Origin of the sequence: Pseudomonas sp. GD04091, assembly GCF_029836165.1 — a bacterium.
In the GTDB taxonomy this organism is placed as follows: Bacteria; Pseudomonadota; Gammaproteobacteria; order Pseudomonadales; family Pseudomonadaceae; genus Aquipseudomonas.
On the sequence record NZ_JAOEBG010000009.1, the window covers coordinates 1 to 18571 of the forward strand.

General features: G+C 63.8%; 15 protein-coding genes. 11 read left to right on the forward strand and 4 right to left on the reverse strand.

The window, feature by feature from the left end:
- Positions 1-274: 274 nt before the first annotated feature.
- Together N7422_RS13115 and N7422_RS13120 are read right to left on the reverse strand one after the other, a co-directional pair.
- Complete coding sequence (locus N7422_RS13115; RefSeq protein ID WP_279806942.1) at positions 275-1630, reverse strand: amino acid permease; 1356 nt, start codon at positions 1628-1630, stop codon at positions 275-277.
- Positions 1631-1678: 48 nt separating this feature from the next.
- Entirely contained in the window at positions 1679-2620 is a 942-nt protein-coding gene (locus N7422_RS13120) for an AEC family transporter (protein ID WP_279806943.1), read from the reverse strand.
- A gap of 189 nt (positions 2621-2809) precedes the next feature.
- Between N7422_RS13120 and N7422_RS13125 the strand changes: the two genes are divergently transcribed.
- A complete protein-coding gene (locus N7422_RS13125) occupies positions 2810-4444 on the forward strand; it encodes a phospholipase (protein WP_279806944.1) in 1635 nt (544 codons plus the stop codon).
- Between the two features lie 14 nt (positions 4445-4458).
- Positions 4459-4647 (forward strand): hypothetical protein, encoded by a 189-nt coding sequence (locus N7422_RS13130; protein WP_279806945.1) that lies wholly within the window; start codon positions 4459-4461, stop codon positions 4645-4647.
- 119 nt (positions 4648-4766) lie between these two features.
- Here the strand turns inward: N7422_RS13130 and N7422_RS13135 are convergent, their stop codons facing one another.
- Both N7422_RS13135 and N7422_RS13140 read right to left on the reverse strand, forming a co-directional pair.
- Positions 4767-5327, reverse strand: a complete 561-nt coding sequence (locus tag N7422_RS13135; RefSeq protein WP_194789012.1) for a response regulator transcription factor — start codon at positions 5325-5327, stop codon at positions 4767-4769.
- On the reverse strand, positions 5327-6583 hold the full coding sequence (locus N7422_RS13140) for an ATP-binding protein (RefSeq protein ID WP_279806946.1): 1257 nt from the start codon (positions 6581-6583) through the stop codon (positions 5327-5329). The genes N7422_RS13135 and N7422_RS13140 overlap by 1 nt, the downstream gene beginning before the upstream one ends.
- A 195-nt stretch (positions 6584-6778) precedes the next feature.
- Between N7422_RS13140 and N7422_RS13145 the strand changes: the two genes are divergently transcribed.
- The 9 genes from N7422_RS13145 (at position 6779) to N7422_RS13185 (ending at position 18427) form a co-directional block, all read left to right on the forward strand.
- Entirely contained in the window at positions 6779-7498 is a 720-nt protein-coding gene (locus N7422_RS13145; protein WP_279806947.1) for an SIMPL domain-containing protein, read from the forward strand.
- Between the two features lie 292 nt (positions 7499-7790).
- Positions 7791-9437 (forward strand): ABC transporter substrate-binding protein, encoded by a 1647-nt coding sequence (locus N7422_RS13150; protein WP_279806948.1) that lies wholly within the window; start codon positions 7791-7793, stop codon positions 9435-9437.
- A 215-nt stretch (positions 9438-9652) separates the two neighbouring features.
- Entirely contained in the window at positions 9653-11245 is a 1593-nt protein-coding gene (locus N7422_RS13155; RefSeq protein WP_279806949.1) for an ABC transporter substrate-binding protein, read from the forward strand.
- Positions 11246-11408: 163 nt separating this feature from the next.
- Positions 11409-12788 carry an OprD family porin gene (locus N7422_RS13160; protein ID WP_279806950.1) on the forward strand — a complete coding sequence of 460 codons (1380 nt, stop codon included), beginning with the start codon at positions 11409-11411 and terminating at the stop codon, positions 12786-12788.
- A gap of 72 nt (positions 12789-12860) precedes the next feature.
- Positions 12861-14456, forward strand: a complete 1596-nt coding sequence (locus N7422_RS13165; RefSeq protein WP_279806951.1) for an ABC transporter substrate-binding protein — start codon at positions 12861-12863, stop codon at positions 14454-14456.
- Positions 14457-14532: 76 nt separating this feature from the next.
- Positions 14533-15543, forward strand: a complete 1011-nt coding sequence (locus N7422_RS13170) for an ABC transporter permease subunit (RefSeq protein ID WP_279806952.1) — start codon at positions 14533-14535, stop codon at positions 15541-15543.
- 10 nt (positions 15544-15553) lie between these two features.
- The gene (locus N7422_RS13175) at positions 15554-16480 is read left to right on the forward strand and encodes an ABC transporter permease subunit (RefSeq protein ID WP_279806953.1); all 927 of its coding nucleotides are present in this window, start codon (positions 15554-15556) and stop codon (positions 16478-16480) included.
- A gap of 10 nt (positions 16481-16490) precedes the next feature.
- On the forward strand, positions 16491-17459 hold the full coding sequence (locus tag N7422_RS13180; RefSeq protein ID WP_279806954.1) for an ABC transporter ATP-binding protein: 969 nt from the start codon (positions 16491-16493) through the stop codon (positions 17457-17459).
- Positions 17459-18427 (forward strand): ABC transporter ATP-binding protein, encoded by a 969-nt coding sequence (locus N7422_RS13185; protein WP_279806955.1) that lies wholly within the window; start codon positions 17459-17461, stop codon positions 18425-18427. Before N7422_RS13180 ends, N7422_RS13185 begins: the two co-directional genes overlap by 1 nt.
- Positions 18428-18571: the final 144 nt, after the last annotated feature.

Genomic DNA, 18571 nt, shown 5'->3' on the forward strand with positions numbered 1-18571 from the left:
TGACGGGCATCCATGCCCGTCACCTCCCTTCGCAAGAACTCCGCTCGGCCTCCTGAAGTCGCAATTGGCGTTGCCTGAACTATCGCGCACTTAGAAGCAAGATCAAGATCAAGATCAATAGATGCGAAGTTGGAGATTAGACAGCTGGCAATATATTGACTGCCTGCGATGACAACCGAGAGATTGAAAACAGACTTGAATGACCATCAATACGCCATCCAAGCCTGCTCGGTTTCAGGACGCCATGAACATCCCGAAACCGAACTGGATCAAATCAGGCCTGCCGCGCCTTCTTCATCCGGAACGCCACCCACAACACAGCAATCCACGCCGGAATCAGCATCACCGAGATGCGGATCGGCGGGGTCAGGTACATCACCACCAGGATCAGCACGATGAACGCCAGGCACAGGTAGTTGGTCAGCGGATGCCCGAGGCTGCGGTAGAACGGCTGGATGCCGGCCGCCAGCTTGGCCTTGCGGAACTTCAGGTGGGTGATGCTGATGCTCGCCCAGTTGATCACCAGCGCCGACACGGCCAGGGCCATCAGCAGACCGAAGGCCTCGCCCGGCATCAGGTAGTTGATCAACACGCACAGGCCGGTGGCGAAGGCCGACACGCCCAGTGCGGTGAGCGGCACGCCACGACGGCTGACCTTGAGCAGCTGGCGCGGCGCATCGCCCTGCGTGGCCAGGCCGAACAGCATGCGGCTGTTGGCATACACGCAGCTGTTGTAGACCGACAACGCGGCGGTCAGCACCACGACGTTGAGGATGGTGGCCACCAGGTCGCTATCGAGCTCGTGGAAGATCATCACGAACGGGCTGCCGCCCTGCACCACCTTCTGCCACGGGTACAGCGACAGCAGCACGGCCAGCGCGCCGATGTAGAAGATCAGGATGCGATAGACCACCTGGTTGGTCGCCTTGGGGATGCTCTCGCGCGGGTTGGCGGCTTCGGCGGCAGTGATGCCCACCAGCTCCAGGCCGCCGAAGGAGAACATGATCACCGCCAGGGCCATGATCAGCCCGGTCACGCCATTGGGGAAGAAACCGCCGTACTGCCAGAGGTTGGCGACGCTGGCATCCGGCCCGCCGTGGCCGCTGGTCAGCAGCCAGGCGCCGAAGCCGATCATGCTGACGATCGCCACCACCTTGACCAGGGCGAACCAGAACTCCATTTCGCCATACACCTTCACCTGGGTCAGGTTGATGGCGTTGATGACCACGAAGAAGATCGCCGCCGTGGCCCAGGTCGGGAAGTCCGGCCACCAGTACTGCACATAGATGCCCACCGCGGTGAGCTCGGCCATGCCGACCAGCACGTACACCACCCAGTAGTTCCAGCCCGAGACGAAACCGGCGAACTCGCTCCAGTACTGGTGGGCGAAGTGACTGAAACTGCCGGCGACCGGTTCCTCGACCACCATCTCGCCGAGCTGACGCATGATCAGGAAGGCCATCAGGCCGGCGATGGCGTACCCCAGCAGCACCGAGGGGCCGGCCAGCTGGATGGTCTGGGCGATGCCCAGGAACAGCCCGGTGCCGATGGCACCGCCCAGCGCGATCAGCTGGATATGGCGATTCTTCAGCCCGCGCTGCAAGCGCTCGGGCGTGCTCTGGTCTTGCATGAAGTGTCCTTTAGGTGTGGCAGTGTTATTGGTTTTGCTCGCAATGGGCTAGATCCAGCCACCCCATTGCAAGAAGAAAATCCCGACGTTGGTGGTGATCGCCGCCATCAGTGTAGTGATCACGATGATCGATGCCGCCAGCTCGTGGTTGCCGTTGGCCTCCCGCGCCATCACATAGCTGGCCGCCGCAGTGGGGCTGGCGATGTAAAGGAACAGGATGCCCAGCTCGGCGCCGCGAAAGCCGCACAGCCAGGCGCCCAGCGTGCCCAGCAGCGGTAACCAGACCATCTTCACCAGGCTGACGTCGACAGCCAGCCGACCGCTGTCGCGCAGCGCCGCCAGCGACAAGGTGCCACCGATGCAGATCAGCGCCAGCGGCAGGGTCATCTGCGCCAGGTAGTCGCCGGACGTCAGCAGCCAGTTGGGCAGCGGCACCTGGCCATAGGCCATGGGCGTGGCCACCAGCACGCTGATGATCAACGGGTTGCTGAAGATGCTCTTGCAGATGCTCCACGGATCGGACTTCAGGTCCGGGCTGTACACCGCCAGCACCACCGCCGACAGCGAGTTGTACATGAGGATCACCAGCCCGGCCAGCACCGCGCCGAGGGAGATACCGTAGTCACCATAGAGGCTGGCCGCCAGGGCCAGGCCGATCACGCCGTTGTTGCCGCGAAACGCGCCCTGGGTGTAGATGCCCCGGTCCGCCCGTGGGCAGCGCCAGATCGCCAGGCCCCAGGCAAGGCCGAAGCACGCCAGGGTGGCGAACACGAAGTAGAGGATGACGCCGGGCTGCACCGCCGTCGCCAGGTCGGCGTGATAGATGCCGAGGAACAGCAGCGCCGGCATGCATACGTTGAATACCAGCTTGGAGGCGACCCGGTTGAAGTTGTCGTCGGTCAAGCGGATGCGCTTGAGCAGCACGCCCATGAACAGCATGGCGAACACAGGGGCCGTGATGTTCAGTGTCTGGATGAGAAGGGCGAGCATGCAACGCGATCCTGAGAATTGCCGTTAGGGGGGCAATCATACGTGACTGCCGGGGGCTTGCGCCCGCCACAGGTGCCAGTTGCCAGCACAAAGAGACCTTGACGTAGGAAATTTCCTGATTATGATGACGATTACTGTATATACATACAGTATGAAAATGGATTATCCCGACATTGCAAGGAGCAAATCATGTCAGGAATGCAAACTGCGCCTGCGGCCTCCACGGCCCAGGCCACGCTGGTGGTCGCCGACCTCGATCAGCTGTTCGAAGCTCAGGGCGTCGCCCTGCCCGGCCCCGACAGCCACCTGGTGCTGGTCATGCACGGCCACCACACCCTCAAGTACCATCGCTTCTCCGTGCCGCCAACCGGCGGCAAACCGACAAGCCACGCCCCGGAGCTGTTCTTCGAAGGCGGTGAACACACCGCCATCGGTGACAACACCCTGCTGCGCTTCGAACCGGGCCAGCCGGGTGTCCTGGCCCACCAGGCGCCACTGCCGCTGCCCAACGGCCTGAACCTGACCTACGGCCAGGTGATCGCCCTGGGAGGTGATTTCTACGGCCTGCCGGACCGCCCCATCGCCGATGGCGCCAACGATGCCGAGCGGATCGCGCGCTTCGGCCAGGCGTTCGACTCCCTTGCCCGCCTGCCGGCAGCCAAGTCCGAAGCCGAGCAGATCCTGGCGGTGATGCAGGAAGAAATCGCGGCCGCCAACCAGGCCATCAAGGATGGCCGCCAGCCACACGAGGCCTACGACGCGCTGGGTGACAGCCTGTCGGCGCGCTGGAACCGTATCACCGGCGGCGGCAGCTTCGCATCCGACCTGTTCCCCCTGGGCCGCTACCTGAAACTGGCCGCCAGCAACTGGGACCACTTCGGCCCCTGGGCGCTGCTGGCCTACCAGGCCGGCCACGCCGCGGCCCTGCAGCAGGCGCTGAAGGCCCGCGCCAGCGGCGAGGAACGCGACCTGCAACTGGCCTATGCGATGAATGCCTTCGCCGACCACTTCCTCACCGACCTGTTCTCCGCCGGACATCTGCGGGTGCCGCGCAAAGCGCTGGCCGACACCGTCACGCCGAGCGATGTCGGCTCGCTGATCTCGCGCTTCATGCATGACGAGGACAGCAAGTACGGCCTCGCCGTGCGCAATGCCGAGGGTGAACAATGGCGCGCCTATGGCGACAAGCGCTATTTCGACAGTGTCGACGTGGCCAACCGTCGTCAGGTGGGCCGAGCCGTGCAACGTTCTGCCGACGAGGTGTTCCAGGCCTTCGCCGAAGGTCGCGTGCCCCAGGCCAAGGACTATGCAGCCCTGCGCCTGGCACCGGATCTGCGTGCCGCCGAACAGGATCTGCTGCCGGGCAACTTCGCCCCGCTGTATTTCCAGGACGGCAAGACGGTGTTGCGACGCAAGGATGTCAACGACCTCAACGACCGTCAGCGCACCAGCGACTGGTGGGGCTGGAGCACCTACCTGCTGCTCAAGGACTACAAGCCGAACAAGCCCACCGGTTTCATCGAGGCGCCGTCGGTGTCGCCGACGATCGGCGGTTGGCACAGCCACGAACCCGATGGGCTCAACTGGCAGCGCGGCAACGCCGTGCGCTACGCCTTCAGTGTTGCCGAACAGCTCAACGAGTCGTACATCGGCCCATGGAGCGCCTACGCCGAACTGACCGACCAGTTCCACCCGAGCGTGCAGGTGCCAGTGGACGGCAACCAGCGTGGACGCAACCTGTTCCGCCAGTTCCGCGGTGGTTCGCCGGAACTGATCGCCAGCCTGGATGGCCTGGCAAGCACTTATATCGATCGCAACGCGTGACAAGGAGGTCACAGATGACTATCAGGATCAAGCTGGAGCTGGCTTCGGGCCAGTCGATGGAAGGCATGCCGCTGGAATTGCTGCGGGCCGGCAAGGTGATTGGCCGGGCGAAAGTGCCGGCAGGGGGGCAGGTGGCGTTCGAGGCACCATCGGGGGCAGGACAGCTGGCGGTGCGCGTTGACCGCTCGGGAGGGAAAGCCTGATAGAACGCTGGGGCCACTGCGTGGCCCTTTCGCCGGCAAGCCGGCTCCCACAGGGCATCGGTGATCCTTGTGGGAGCCGGCTTGCCGGCGATGGGGGCGCGCAGCGACCCCAGTGGACGTCAGCGCCGCACCGGGCGCTTCTGCAGCTTGCGCTGCAGCGTGCGTCGGTGCATGCCCAACGCCCGCGCCGTCGCGGAGATGTTGCCCTCGTGCTCACCCAGTACCCGCTGGATATGTTCCCACTGCAGGCGATCCACCGACATCGGGTTTTCCGGCACCAGGGTATCCAGGTCGGTGTGCTCCGAGAGCAGCGCCGCCAGCACGTCATCGGCGTCCGCCGGCTTGCACAGGTAGTTGCAGGCCCCGCGCTTGACCGCTTCGACCGCGGTGGCGATGCTCGAGTAGCCGGTCAGGATCACCACGCGCATCTCCGGGTCCAGTTCCAGCAGCTTGGGCAGCAGCACCAGGCCCGAGTCGCCTTCCATCTTCAGGTCCAGCGTGGCGTAGTCCGGCAGGTCCTGCTCCGCCAGTTTCAAACCTTCCTCGGCCGAACCCGCCGTGCTGACCCGAAACCCGCGACGGGCCATGGCCCGCGCCATCACCCGGGTAAAGGTGGCGTCGTCATCCACCAGCAGCAGGTGCGGCAGTTCTTCGCCTTCGACCTGGTTTTCTTCGCTCATCATGCATCTCCTCGCTTGCCATGGGGCAGGCGCAATTCGGTCAGGGTGCCACCCTGCTCATGACTATAGAGTTTCACCGAACCGCCCGCACGCGTCACGCTGGCCTTGCTCAAGAACAGGCCCAGGCCGAAGCCTTTGCCCTTGGTGGTAATGAAAGGTTTGCCGATTGCCTCGGCGATGGCCGGCGGCACGCCCGGGCCATGGTCGCGGATGCTGATGACGATATCCTGGGCGTCCCAGTCCAGGCGCACCTCCAGGTCGTCCGGGCAGGCATCGGCGGCGTTGTTCAACAGGTTCAAAAGGGCCTGGGTCAGGTCCGGTGGCGGCGTCAGGCGCGGCACCACGCCGTCGCGCAGGCGCTGGAAACGGTAGCTGGCTTCCGGGCGCATCAGGTGCCAGCGGTTGAGCGCTTCGTCGAGCCAGGCGGTGACATCCTGCTCGACGATCGCCAGGCGCCGATTGGCCTCGGCGGCGCGCACCAGTTGCTGCAAGGTCTCCTTGCACAGCTTGACCTGGTCCTGGAGGATCTGCAGGTCCTCCTGCAACAGAGGATCGGCATGATCCTGGCGCATCTCGTTGAGCAGCACGCTCATGGTCGCCAGCGGCGTGCCCAGCTCATGGGCGGCGCCAGCGGCCTGGGTGGCCACGGCCAGCAGTTGCTCGTCGCGCAGGCTTTCTTCACGGCGTTCGGCGCGCAGGTTCTCCTGACGGCGTAACTCCTCGGCCATGCGCGCGGCGAAGAAGGTGATCACCGCAGCGGCCAGGGCGATGCTCAGCCACATGCCGTAGACCTGCATGGTATCGCGCGCCAGTGGCAGCGTTTCCAACGGGTAGTACTGCACCAGCAACAGGCTGTAGGCCACCAGGGCGATCCCCGAGAGCACCAGGGAATAGAGCCAAGGCAGCGTGACCGCGGCGATCGCCAGCGGCACCAGGTAATAAGACACGAAGGGGTTGGTCGAGCCGCCCGAGTAATAAAGCAGGGCACTGTGAATCAGCAGGTCGCAGGCCAGCTGCAGGGCGTACTCGAGCTCGGTGACCGGCAACGACAGGCGCAGGCGCAAGGCGGTGAACGCGCACAGCAGCGACGACAGGGCCAGGGTCACCGCCAGCGAGAACCACGGCAGCGGCAGCAGCTCGGTCCAGTAGGCCACGCCCACGGAGCCGGCCTGGGCCGCCAGGACGAGGATACGGATGAAGGTCAGGCGCCAGAGGTTCTGGCGTGTGGCGGACAACGGATGTACGGCGGCGAGCATGAGCTCTCCCAATGAGTGCTCCAGGAAAATCGGCTGGAGTATACCGAAGCCAGGCGCTTCGCTGCAGCGCTGCGGCAAAGCGCCACACTTTGTCACAGATTCATGATGGCACTCTTGAACCCACTACACTGTTCCCGGTCTGATCGGCCATGCGTGGGCTCGACGCCACGCCATTCACTGCCAAGGAGCTCCACCATGCACATTCCCCGTCGCGGTGCCGCCGCCGTTGCCCTGTCCTGCGGCATGCTCGCCAGCCTGCCTGCCCTGGCGGCCGACGAGCCGCGCTACAACCAGGTTTCGCTGCGCGCCGAAGTCAGCAAGGAAGTGGCTCGCGACCTGATGGTCGTGACCCTGTACAGCGAAGCCCAGAACAGCGACCCGGGCAAGCTCGCCAAAGAGATCACCGAGACCATGAACAAGGCCGTGCAGCAGGCGCGCCAGGTCAAGGACGTGAAGATCAGCCAGGGCAGCCGTAACAGCTACCCCATCTACGACACCAAAGGCCAGAAGATCACCGGCTGGCGCGAGCGCGCCGAGCTGCGCCTGGAAAGCGCCGATTTCCCGGCCCTGTCCAAGCTCACCGGCGAACTGCTGCAGGACTTGAAGATGGGCGGCATGGACTTCTCCATCGCCCCGGCCACCCGCAAGTCCAACGAGGACGAACTGCTCAAGGACGCCGTCGCCGCGTTCAAGGCCCGCGCCCAGCTGGCTACCGAGGCCCTCGGCGGCAAGGGCTACAAGGTGGTGAGCCTGAACCTCAACAGCAGCGGCTACCCTCGCCCGTACCTGCGCGGCGCCCCCATGGCGATGATGGCCAAGGCCGCCGACGAAGCGGCGCCGGCACCAGATATCGAGGCCGGCACCAGCGAAGTCAGCATGAGTGCCGATGGCCTGATCGAGGTCCAGGTTCCCTGACACCTCCAACTGGATGTCCGAGGCGGTCAAAACCGTCTCGGACAGCAGTTTCAGCCCTTTCCTACGCACCAAATGGGTGCATCCACTTGTCACATAAAGTTCGAAATATCTTGAAAATTTCGCGCTAATCGCCCCCGCAAACGATCAACATTCGCCAAAGTTATACGGATGCGACATCCATGTACGTCCGTACCACATTTTTGGCGCCAACCATCCTGCTGAGTGTTGCATTGGGAACACCCCCTGCATAAGTATCCGCAGGTCGGCTCACGAGGCCGCCTCAATTCGAAAAATGACAAAAAATGAGGCCACCATGCTCAAACACGCAGTCATTCCGTTCCTGGTAAGCGCAGGCTTGCTGGCTGGCGCACCGCTCACCCACGCCGCGACCAGTCTGGTGTTCTGCTCCGAAGGCAGCCCAGCCGGTTTCGACCCGGGCCAGTACACCACCGGAACCGACTTCGACGCCTCCGCCGAAACCATGTTCAACCGCCTGAGCCAGTTCGAGCGCGGCGGTACCGCGGTGACGCCAGGCCTGGCTACCCGCTGGGACGTTTCCGACGACGGCAAGACCTACACCTTCCACCTGCGCGAAGGCGTGAAGTTCCATACCACCAGCTATTTCAAGCCGAGCCGTGAATTCAACGCCGACGACGTGCTGTTCACCTTCAACCGCATGCTCGACAAGAACCACCCCTTCCGCAAGGCCTACCCCACCGAGTTCCCGTACTTCACCGACATGGGCATGGACAAGAACATCGCCCAGGTCGAAAAGGTCGATGACCACACCGTGAAGTTCACCCTCAACGAGGTCGATGCCGCGTTCATCCAGAACCTGGCCATGAGCTTCGCCTCGATCCAGTCGGCCGAATACGCCGACCAGCTGCTCAAGCAGGGCAAGGCCGCCGACATCAACCAGAAGCCGATCGGCACCGGCCCGTTCGTGTTCAAGAGCTACCAGAAAGACTCGAACATCCGCTACACCGGCAACAAGGACTACTGGAAGCCCGAGGACGTGAAAATCGACACCCTGATCTTCGCCATCAGCACCGACGCCTCGGTGCGCATGCAGAAGCTCAAGAAGGACGAGTGCCAGGTCACCCTGTTCCCGCGCCCGGCCGACATCGCGCCGCTCAAGCAGGATCCGAAGCTGAAGATGCCGGACCAGGCCGGTTTCAACCTCGGCTACATCGCCTACAACGTGATGGACAAACTCAAGGGCAGCAACGAGCCCAACCCGTTGAGCCAGCTCAAGGTTCGCCAGGCGCTGGACATGGCCGTCAACAAGCCGCAGATCATCGAGTCGGTGTACCAGGGCGCGGGGCAGCTGGCCGTCAATGCCATGCCGCCGACCCAGTGGTCCTACGACACCACCGTCAAGGACGCCAAGTACGATCCGGAGAAAGCCAAGCAGCTGCTCAAGGAGGCCGGCATCAAGGAAGGCACCGAGATCACCTTGTGGGCCATGCCGGTACAGCGCCCCTACAACCCCAACGCCAAGCTGATGGCCGAGATGCTCCAGTCCGACTGGAAGAAGATCGGCATCAACGCCAAGATCGTCAGCTACGAATGGGGTGAGTACATCAAGCGCTCCAAGGGCGGCGAACAAGGTGCCATGCTGATCGGCTGGAGCGGCGACAACGGTGACCCGGACAACTGGCTGGGCACCCTGTTCGGCTGCGACGCAATGGACGGCAACAACTTCTCCAAATGGTGCTACAAGCCCTACGACGACCTGATCAAGCAAGCCAAGGCGACTTCCGACCAGGCCAAGCGCACCGAGCTGTACAAGCAGGCGCAACATATCCTCAAGGAGCAGGTGCCGATGACCCCCATCGCCCACTCCACCGTGTATCAGCCTATGAGCACGAAAGTGAAGGACTTCAAGATCAGCCCCTTCGGCCTGAACTCCTTCTACGGGGTCAGCGTGGACAAGTAACGGCCGTGATCGTCCTGCCGGAGCGACTTTCGGCGGGACGGTGACACGACCGGGCGATACGTAAGGCAATTCCTTCACGCTCGCCAGAATGCTCTCGCACCCATACCAGTAGCTGAACCTTGGCTCCCGCATCCTGGCGCTTCTATCGTCAGGGCCGGGATGCCGCAGCCGCGTTTTGCCTGTCGCGGCCTGAATATATGGACAAAGGACCTGCCATGCGCCTTACCACGCTGTGTTCCACCCTGCTTGCCCTCGGCCTGCTGAGCCAAGCTCCGCTGAGCCTCGCCAACAACCTCGTGTTCTGCTCCGAGGGCAGCCCGGCGGGCTTCGACACCGCCCAGTACACTGCGGCTACCGACAACGACGCCGCCGAACCAATCTACAACCGGCTGGTCGAGTTCGAGCGCGGCGGCACCGCCGTGCAGCCGGGCCTGGCCACCAAGTGGGACGTTTCCGAAGACGGCAAGACCTACACCTTCCACCTGCGCGAAGGCGTGAAGTTCCATACCACCAGCTATTTCAAGCCGAGCCGTGAGTTCAACGCCGACGACGTGCTGTTCACCTTCAACCGCATGCTCGACAAGGACCATCCCTTCCGCAAGGCCTACCCCACCGAGTTCCCGTACTTCGTCAGCATGGGGCTGGACAAGAACATCGCCAAGGTCGAGAAGGTCGATGACCACTCCGTGAAGTTCAGCCTGAACACGGTCGATGCCGCATTCATCCAGAACATCGCCATGGCCTTCGCCTCGATCCTCTCCGCCGAATACGCCGATCACCTGCTGGCCAGCGGCAAGCCCAGCGACATCAACCAGAAGCCGATCGGCACCGGTCCGTTCGTGTTCCAGCGCTATCAGAAGGACTCGCAGATCCGCTTCAAGGGCAACAAGGACTACTGGGCCCCTGACCGGGTGAAGATCGACAACCTGATCTTCTCCATCAACGTCGACCCCTCGGTACGTATCCAGAAGCTGCGCAAGAACGAATGCCAGGTCACCCTGCACCCACGCCCCGCCGACCTGCCTGCGCTCAAGGCCGACAAGCAGCTGCAGGTGATGACGCAGCCCGGCTTCAACCTCGGCTACATCGCCTACAACACGCAGCACCCGCCGTTCGACCGTCTGGAAGTGCGCCAGGCCATGGACATGGCGGTGAACAAGCAGGCGATCATCCAGGCGGTCTACCAGGACGCCGGCCAGTCCGCGTCGAACGCCATGCCGCCGACCCAGTGGTCCTACGACGAGTCGATCAAGGACGCGCCCTTCGACCCGGAAAAAGCCAAGCAACTGCTCAAGCAGGCCGGCGTCAAGGACGGCACCGAGATCACCCTGTGGGCCATGCCGGTCCAGCGTCCCTACAACCCCAATGCCAAGCTCATGGCCGAAATGCTCCAGTCCGACTGGAGCAAGCTCGGATTCAAGGTGCGCATCGTCAGCTACGAGTGGGGCGAATACCTCAAGCGCATGAAGAACGGCGAACACGATATCGCCCTGATCGGCTGGACCGGCGACAACGGCGACCCGGACAACTGGCTGGGCACCCTGTTCAGCTGCGACGCCATCGGCAGCAACAACTACTCGCTGTGGTGCGACACCCAGTACGACGGCCTGGTCAAGCAAGCCAAGCAGATCACTGATCGAAACCAGCGCACCGCGCTCTACCAGCAGGCCCAGCAACGCCTCAAGCAACAGGTTCCCATCACACCGGTGGCCCACTCCACGGTGAACCAGCCCCTCAGCATCAAGGTGAAGGACTTCAAGGTCAGCCCCTTCGGACGCAACGTTTTCTCCGACGTCAGCATCGATTGACCCTGCACCGCGCGGCCGGGAGTGCGACCCACTCCCGCGCTCCCGTGCAGCCCGGATTTGCCTGGCGACCCCAAGGCAAACACTTGCAGTACCGCGTCACCGTCACAAGCCCGGCCCACGAGGCCCGGGTGATAACTAAAAAAATAGAAAGGGAGCTTTTATCTTGAGACGTTTGAAAACCACCGCACTGGCTTTGTCCGTCGGCGCATTCAGCGCCCTCGCCCAGGCCGAGCCCGTGAGCCAGGACTTCGTCCCCGTCACCCTCAAATCCAGCAGCGAACAGGCCGAGGCCAAAGGCTTCATCGACGGCCAGAGCCTGTCCGGCACCACCCGCAACTGGTATGCCCGCGAGCGCGCCACCCGTGCGCCATTGTGGAAGTACTACAAGAGCGACGGCACCCGCCACGACACCCACAGCCGTGACAACTGGGTGCAAGGCACCATTCTCAACTACAGCTCGGGCTTCACCGAGGGCACCGTGGGCTTCGCGGTCGAGGCCGCGGCCTACAACGCCATCGCCCTCGAGCAGGGGCGCGCGGCCGTCGCCGGTCCGAACAACCGCACGCTGACCCACAGCGACGGCGACCCGATCGGCCAGTGGAGCAAGATGGGCCTGGGCAACGTCAAGGCCCGCGTCTCCAACACCACGCTCACCGTCGGCCGCCAGTCGGTCGATACCCCGATGATCGCCTACATCGGCAACCGTGCGCTGCCGTCGAGCTTCCAGGGCGCGTTCCTGCACAGCGCCGAATTCGACAACCTGTCGTTCGACCTCGGCACCTTCGACCGCGTCTCGCCGCGTAGCGAACAGAGCCTGAGCAAGTTCCGCAGCGAATACGGCGCCGCCGGCGTCGAGACCGACCGCGCCAGCACCGCCGGTATCAATTACCAGCCGCTCAAGAGCCTGACCACCAGCCTCTACGCCACCAAGGTCGACGACTTCTGGAACCAGTACTACTTCGGCGCCAACCATGTACTGGGCGACAGCGCGGTGCTGAGCCTGACCACCGGTCTGAACTACTACAAGACCGTGGACGAAGGCAGCAAGAAGATGGGCGAGATCGACAACGACACCTACAGCCTGTCGTTCGGCCTGACCCACCAGGCCCACACGCTCACCGCCTCCTGGCAGCAGGTCAACGGCAACGAGTACTTCGACTACCTGCATGAAACCAACGGCATCTACCTGGCCAACTCCCTGCTCTCGGACTTCAACGGCCCGAACGAGAAATCCCTGCAGATCAGCTACGTGCTGAACATGGCCGCCTATGGCGTGCCGGGCCTGAAGTTCAACCTGTACAACGCTCGCGGCTGGGGCATCGACGGCACCCACTACAAGGGCAGCGCCTATGACGTGAGGGGCATGGACGGCGAAACCCATTACGAGTGGGGCATCGGCACCAGCTACGCGGTACAGAGCGGCATGCTCAAGGACACCAGCATCCGCGCCACCTACACCGCGCACCGCGCCAGCAAGGCCCAGGCCGACGGCAGCCTGGACGAGCTGCGTATCGTCACCACCATTCCGTTCAACATCCTCTGACCGTTGGCGCCACGGCCCGACACCCCACGGGCCGTGGCGGCTACGCTGGAACTAGCACTGCAGGGAGGTTCCATGAAATCGCTACCGCTACGCGCTGCCCTGGCAGCGGTCATCCTGGGCGCCGCATCGAACCTGGCGGCCAAGCCGCTGGTGGTGTGCACCGAGGCCAGCCCGGAAGGCTTCGACATCGTCCAGTACACCACCGCCGTCACCGCCGATGCCACGGCCGAGGCCATCTTCAACCGCCTGGTCGACTTCAAGCCTGGCACCACCGACATCCAGCCGGCCCTGGCCGAGCGCTGGGACATCAGCGATGACGGGCTGACCTATACCTTCCACCTGCGCAAAGGCGTCAAGTTCCACACCACCGACTACTTCAAGCCCACTCGCGACTTCAACGCCGATGACGTGCTGTGGAGCCTTAACCGGCAGCTGAGAAAAGACCATCCGTGGCACGACAAGACCAGCGTCGGCTACCCCTATTTCGAGAGCATGGCCTTCAAGGAACTGCTCAAGTCGGTCGAGAAGACCGACGACAATACCGTGGTGATCACCCTGACCCGCCCAGAAGCACCGTTCCTGCGCGACATGGCCATGGCCTTCACCTCGATCTACTCCGCCGAGTACGGCGACCAACTGCTCAAGGCCGGCAAGACTGGCGACCTGAACAGCAAGCCGATCGGCACCGGACCGTTCATCTTCCAGCGCTACAACAAGGACGCGCAGGTCCGCTACAAGCCAAACCCGGACTACTTCCGCGGCAAGCCGCCAGCCGACGCGCTGATCTTCGCCATCGCCACCGACAGCAACGTACGCCTGCAGAAGCTGCGCGCCAACGAATGCCAGATCGCGCTCTATCCCAAGCCTGACGACGTGCCGGGCATCAAGAACGATCCGAAACTCAAGGTCGCCGAGATCGAGGCGCTGGTCACCGGCTACATCTCCATGAACACCGAGCACAAGTACCTGAGCGACGTGCGCGTGCGCAAGGCGATCGACATGGCCTTCGACCGCCAGACCCACGTCGACCAGCTGTTCGGCAAGGGCAACGCGCTGGTCGGGGTCAACCCGTACCCGCCGACCATGATCGGCTACAACACCGACAACAAGAACCCGCCCCATGACCTCGACAAGGCACGTGCCTTGCTCAAGGAAGCCGGCGTGCCTGAAGGCACCGTGATCACCCTGTTCACCCGCAACGGCGGTGGCCCGACCAATCCCAACCCGCGCCTGTCCGCCGAAATGCTGCAATCGGACCTGGCCAAGATCGGCATCAAGCTCGACATCCGCGTGCTGGAATGGGCCGAAATGCTGCGTCGCGCCAAGAAAGGCGAGGCCGACCTGGTGTCGGCGGGCTGGGCCGGCGACAACGGCGACCCGGACAACTTCCTGACCCCGATGCTCAGCTGCGACGCCGTCAAGAGCGGCGAGAACTATGCACGCTGGTGCAACGAGACATTCCAGGCATTGATAACCGAGGCTCGGCAAAAGACCGTCGAGAGCGAACGCGCCGAGCTCTATCGCAAGGCATTGAAGGTGTACGATGAGGACCAGCCGTGGATCAGCATGGCCCACCCGAAAATGTTCACCGCCATGCGCGAGAACGTCGAAGGCTATGTGATCAACCCACTGACCAACAACAACTTCGCCACCACCAAGGTGAAGTAGAACAACAACAGCCGCCGGACCTTCTGCAAGAGGCCCCGGCGGCACGCCGTTACCGGCTGATGAGGTACCCCTGACAATGTTGAGTTTTATTGCCCGACGCCTGGGTCTGTTGATCCCGACCTTCTTCGGCATCACCCTGCTGACCTTCGCGCTCATACGCCTGATCCCCGGCGACCCGGTGGAAGTGATGATGGGCGAACGCCGGGTCGACCCCGAGATGCACGCCCAGGCCATGGAGCGCCTGGGCCTGAACAAACCGCTGCCAGTCCAGTACCTGGACTATGTCGGCAAGCTCGCCCAAGGTGACCTGGGCGAATCCCTGCGCACCCGCGAAAGCGTGTGGAACGAATTCCTCACCCTGTTCCCCGCCACCCTCGAACTGGCCATGGCCGCCCTGCTGTTCGCCGGGGTGATCGGCCTGCTGGCCGGGGTGATCGCCGCGCTCAAGCGCGGCTCGCTGTTCGACCACGGGGTGATGGGCATCTCGCTGGCCGGCTACTCGATGCCGATCTTCTGGTGGGGCCTGATCCTGATCATGTTCTTCTCCGTGAGCCTCGGCTGGACGCCGGTCTCCGGACGCATCGACCTGCTCTACGACATCGAGCCGAAGACCGGCTTCATGCTCATCGACACCCTGCTCAGCGACGAGGAAGGCGCGTTCAAGGACGCGGTGATGCACCTGATCCTGCCGGCCATCGTGCTGGGTACCATCCCGCTGGCGGTGATCGCCCGAATGACCCGCTCGTCGATGCTCGAAGTCCTGCGCGAGGACTACATCCGCACCGCCCGCGCCAAGGGCCTGTCGCCCGCCCGCGTGGTGTTCATCCATGGCCTGCGCAACGCGCTGATCCCGGTGCTCACCGTGTTCGGCCTGCAGGTCGGCACGCTGCTGGCCGGCGCTGTGCTCACCGAAACCATCTTCTCCTGGCCGGGCATCGGCAAATGGCTGATCGAAGCCATCGGCGCCCGTGACTACCCCGTGGTCCAGAACGGCATCCTGTTGATCGCCTGCCTGGTGATCCTGGTCAACTTCGTCGTGGACATCCTCTACGGCCTGGCCAACCCACGCATCCGTCATCAGCGCTGAGGACCTCGCCATGACCAGCCCGATTCCGAAATCCGTCACCCCGTCCAGCGCGGTCGACCAAAGCTTGCTCTATCCCTCGCCGTACAAAGAATTCTGGCACGCCTTCTCGCGCAACAAGGGCGCGGTGGCCGGCCTGGCCTTCATGTGCCTGGTGGTGTTCTGCGCCCTGTTCGCTCCCTGGGTCGCGCCGCACAACCCCAGCGAGCAGTACCGCGACTTCCTGCTCACGCCACCGGTATGGCTCGAAGGCGGTACCTGGCAGTTCATCCTCGGCACCGACGAACTGGGCCGCGACCTGCTCTCGCGACTGATCCAGGGCGCCCGCCTGTCGCTGCTGATCGGCCTGTCGTCGGTGGTGATGTCGCTGATCCCGGGCATCCTGATGGGCCTGCTGGCCGGGTTCTTCCCGCAGATCCTCGGCCCTTCGATCATGCGCCTGATGGACGTGATGCTGGCCCTGCCCTCGCTGCTGCTGGCCGTGGCCATCGTCGCCATCCTCGGCCCCGGCCTGATCAACACGGTGATCGCCATCGCCATCGTCTCGCTGCCGTCCTACGTACGCCTGACCCGCGCCGCGGTGATGGGCGAGCTGAACCGTGACTACGTCACCGCCGCCCGCCTGGCCGGCGCCGGCCTGCCGCGGCTGATGTTCGTCACCGTGCTGCCCAACTGCATGGCGCCGCTGATCGTGCAGGCCACCTTGAGCTTCTCCTCGGCCATCCTCGACGCCGCCGCCCTGGGCTTCCTCGGCCTTGGCGTCCAGCCGCCGACCCCCGAGTGGGGCACCATGCTGGCCTCGGCCCGCGACTACATCGAGCGCGCCTGGTGGGTGGTGAGCCTGCCCGGCCTGACCATCTTGCTCAGTGTGCTGGCAATCAACCTGATGGGCGACGGCCTGCGCGACGCGCTGGACCCGAAACTCAAGAACGCCGCCTGAGGAGACCGCCATGTCACTGTTGCAGATCAACAACCTGAACGTGCGCTTCGGCGACGCCAATGCCGTGCCCGTGGTGGACGGCCTCGACCTGAATGTAGACGCCGGCGAGATCCTCGCCATCGTCGGCGAGTCCGGCTCGGGCAAGTCGGTGACCATGATGGCCCTGATGGGCCTGATCGACGCCCCCGGGCGCATCACCGCCGATGTGCTCAACTTCGACGGCACCGACATGCTCAAGCTCAGCGGCCGCCAGCGACGCAAGGTGGTGGGCAAGGACATCGCCATGGTCTTCCAGGACCCGATGACCGCGCTCAACCCCAGCTACACCGTGGGCTACCAGATCGAGGAAGTGCTGCGCCAGCACCTCGGTCTCAAGGGCAAGGCCGCGCGCCAGCGGGCCCTGGAACTGCTGAAGAAAGTGGAAATTCCGGCAGCCGAAAGCCGCCTGGACGCCTATCCGCACCAGTTGTCCGGTGGCATGAGCCAACGGGTGGCGATCGCCATGGCCATCGCCGGCGAGCCGAAACTGCTGATCGCCGACGAACCGACCACCGCCCTGGACGTGACCATCCAGGCGCAGATCATGGAACTGCTGGTCAACCTGCAGAAAGAGCGCAACATGGCGCTGATTCTCATCACCCACGACCTGGCCGTGGTCGCCGAGACCGCCAGGCGCGTGTGCGTGATGTACGCCGGCCAGGCCGTCGAGGTCGGCCAGGTGCCGGAGTTGTTCGACATCCCCGCCCACCCGTACAGCGAAGCGCTGCTGGCGGCCATCCCCGAGCACAGCATCGGCGCCGAGCGCCTGGCTACCCTGCCCGGCATCGTCCCCGGCCGCTATGACCGGCCACAGGGTTGCCTGCTGTCGCCACGTTGTCCTTATGTGCAGGAGAACTGCCGCCGACAGCGCCCGGCCCTCGATCCCCAGGCGCACAGCCTGGTGCGTTGCTTCTATCCGCTGAACCAGGAGGTGGCGTGATGGCCGTCGTACTTTCCGCTCGTGAACTGACCCGCCACTACGAAGTTTCCCGTGGCCTGTTCAAGGGCCACGCCCTGGTGCGGGCGCTCAATGGCGTGTCGTTCGAACTGGAGGCCGGCAAGACCCTGGCCGTGGTCGGCGAGTCCGGTTGTGGCAAGTCCACCCTGGCCCGGGCCCTGACCCTGATCGAGGAGCCGTCCTCCGGCTCGCTGCAGATCGCCGGCCATGAGGTCAAGGGCGCCAGCAAGGACCAGCGCAAGCAGCTACGCCGCGATGTGCAGATGGTGTTCCAGAGCCCCTACGCCTCGCTCAACCCGCGCCAGAAGATCGGTGACCAGCTGGCCGAGCCACTGCTGATCAACACTTCGCTGAGCAAGACCGAACGCCGCGAGAAAGTGCAGAAGATGATGGAGCAGGTGGGCCTGCGCCCCGAGCATTACCAGCGCTATCCGCACATGTTCTCCGGCGGCCAGCGCCAGCGTATCGCCCTGGCCCGGGCGATGATGCTGCAACCGAAGGTGCTGGTGGCCGACGAACCCACCTCGGCCCTCGACGTGTCGATCCAGGCCCAGGTGCTGAACCTGTTCATGGACCTGCAGAAGGAGTTCAACACCGCCTATGTGTTCATCTCCCACAACCTCGCGGTGGTACGCCATGTGGCCGACCAGGTGCTGGTGATGTACCTGGGGCGTCCGGCGGAAATGGGGCCGAAGGAAGACATCTACGAAAAGCCGCTGCATCCGTATACCCAGGCGCTGTTGTCGGCGACCCCGGCGATCCACCCGGATCCGCTGAAGCCGAAGATCCGCATTGCCGGTGAGTTGCCCAATCCGTTGAACCCACCGGATGGCTGCGCGTTCCACAAGCGTTGCCCGTATGCCACCGAGCGTTGTGCCAAGGAAGTACCGGCGTTGCGGCAGGTGAGTACGCGGCAGGTGGCTTGCCACTATGCCGAGCAATTTCTTTAGCTTTTAGAAGGCTGGGGCTGCTTCGCAGCCCTTTCGCGACACAAGGCCGCTCCTACAGGGGATCGCGTAACCCTGTATGTCGCGAAAGGGCCGCAAAGCGGCCCCGGAGGTCTCAATGCATAAAGAACCAGATCAGGATGATCA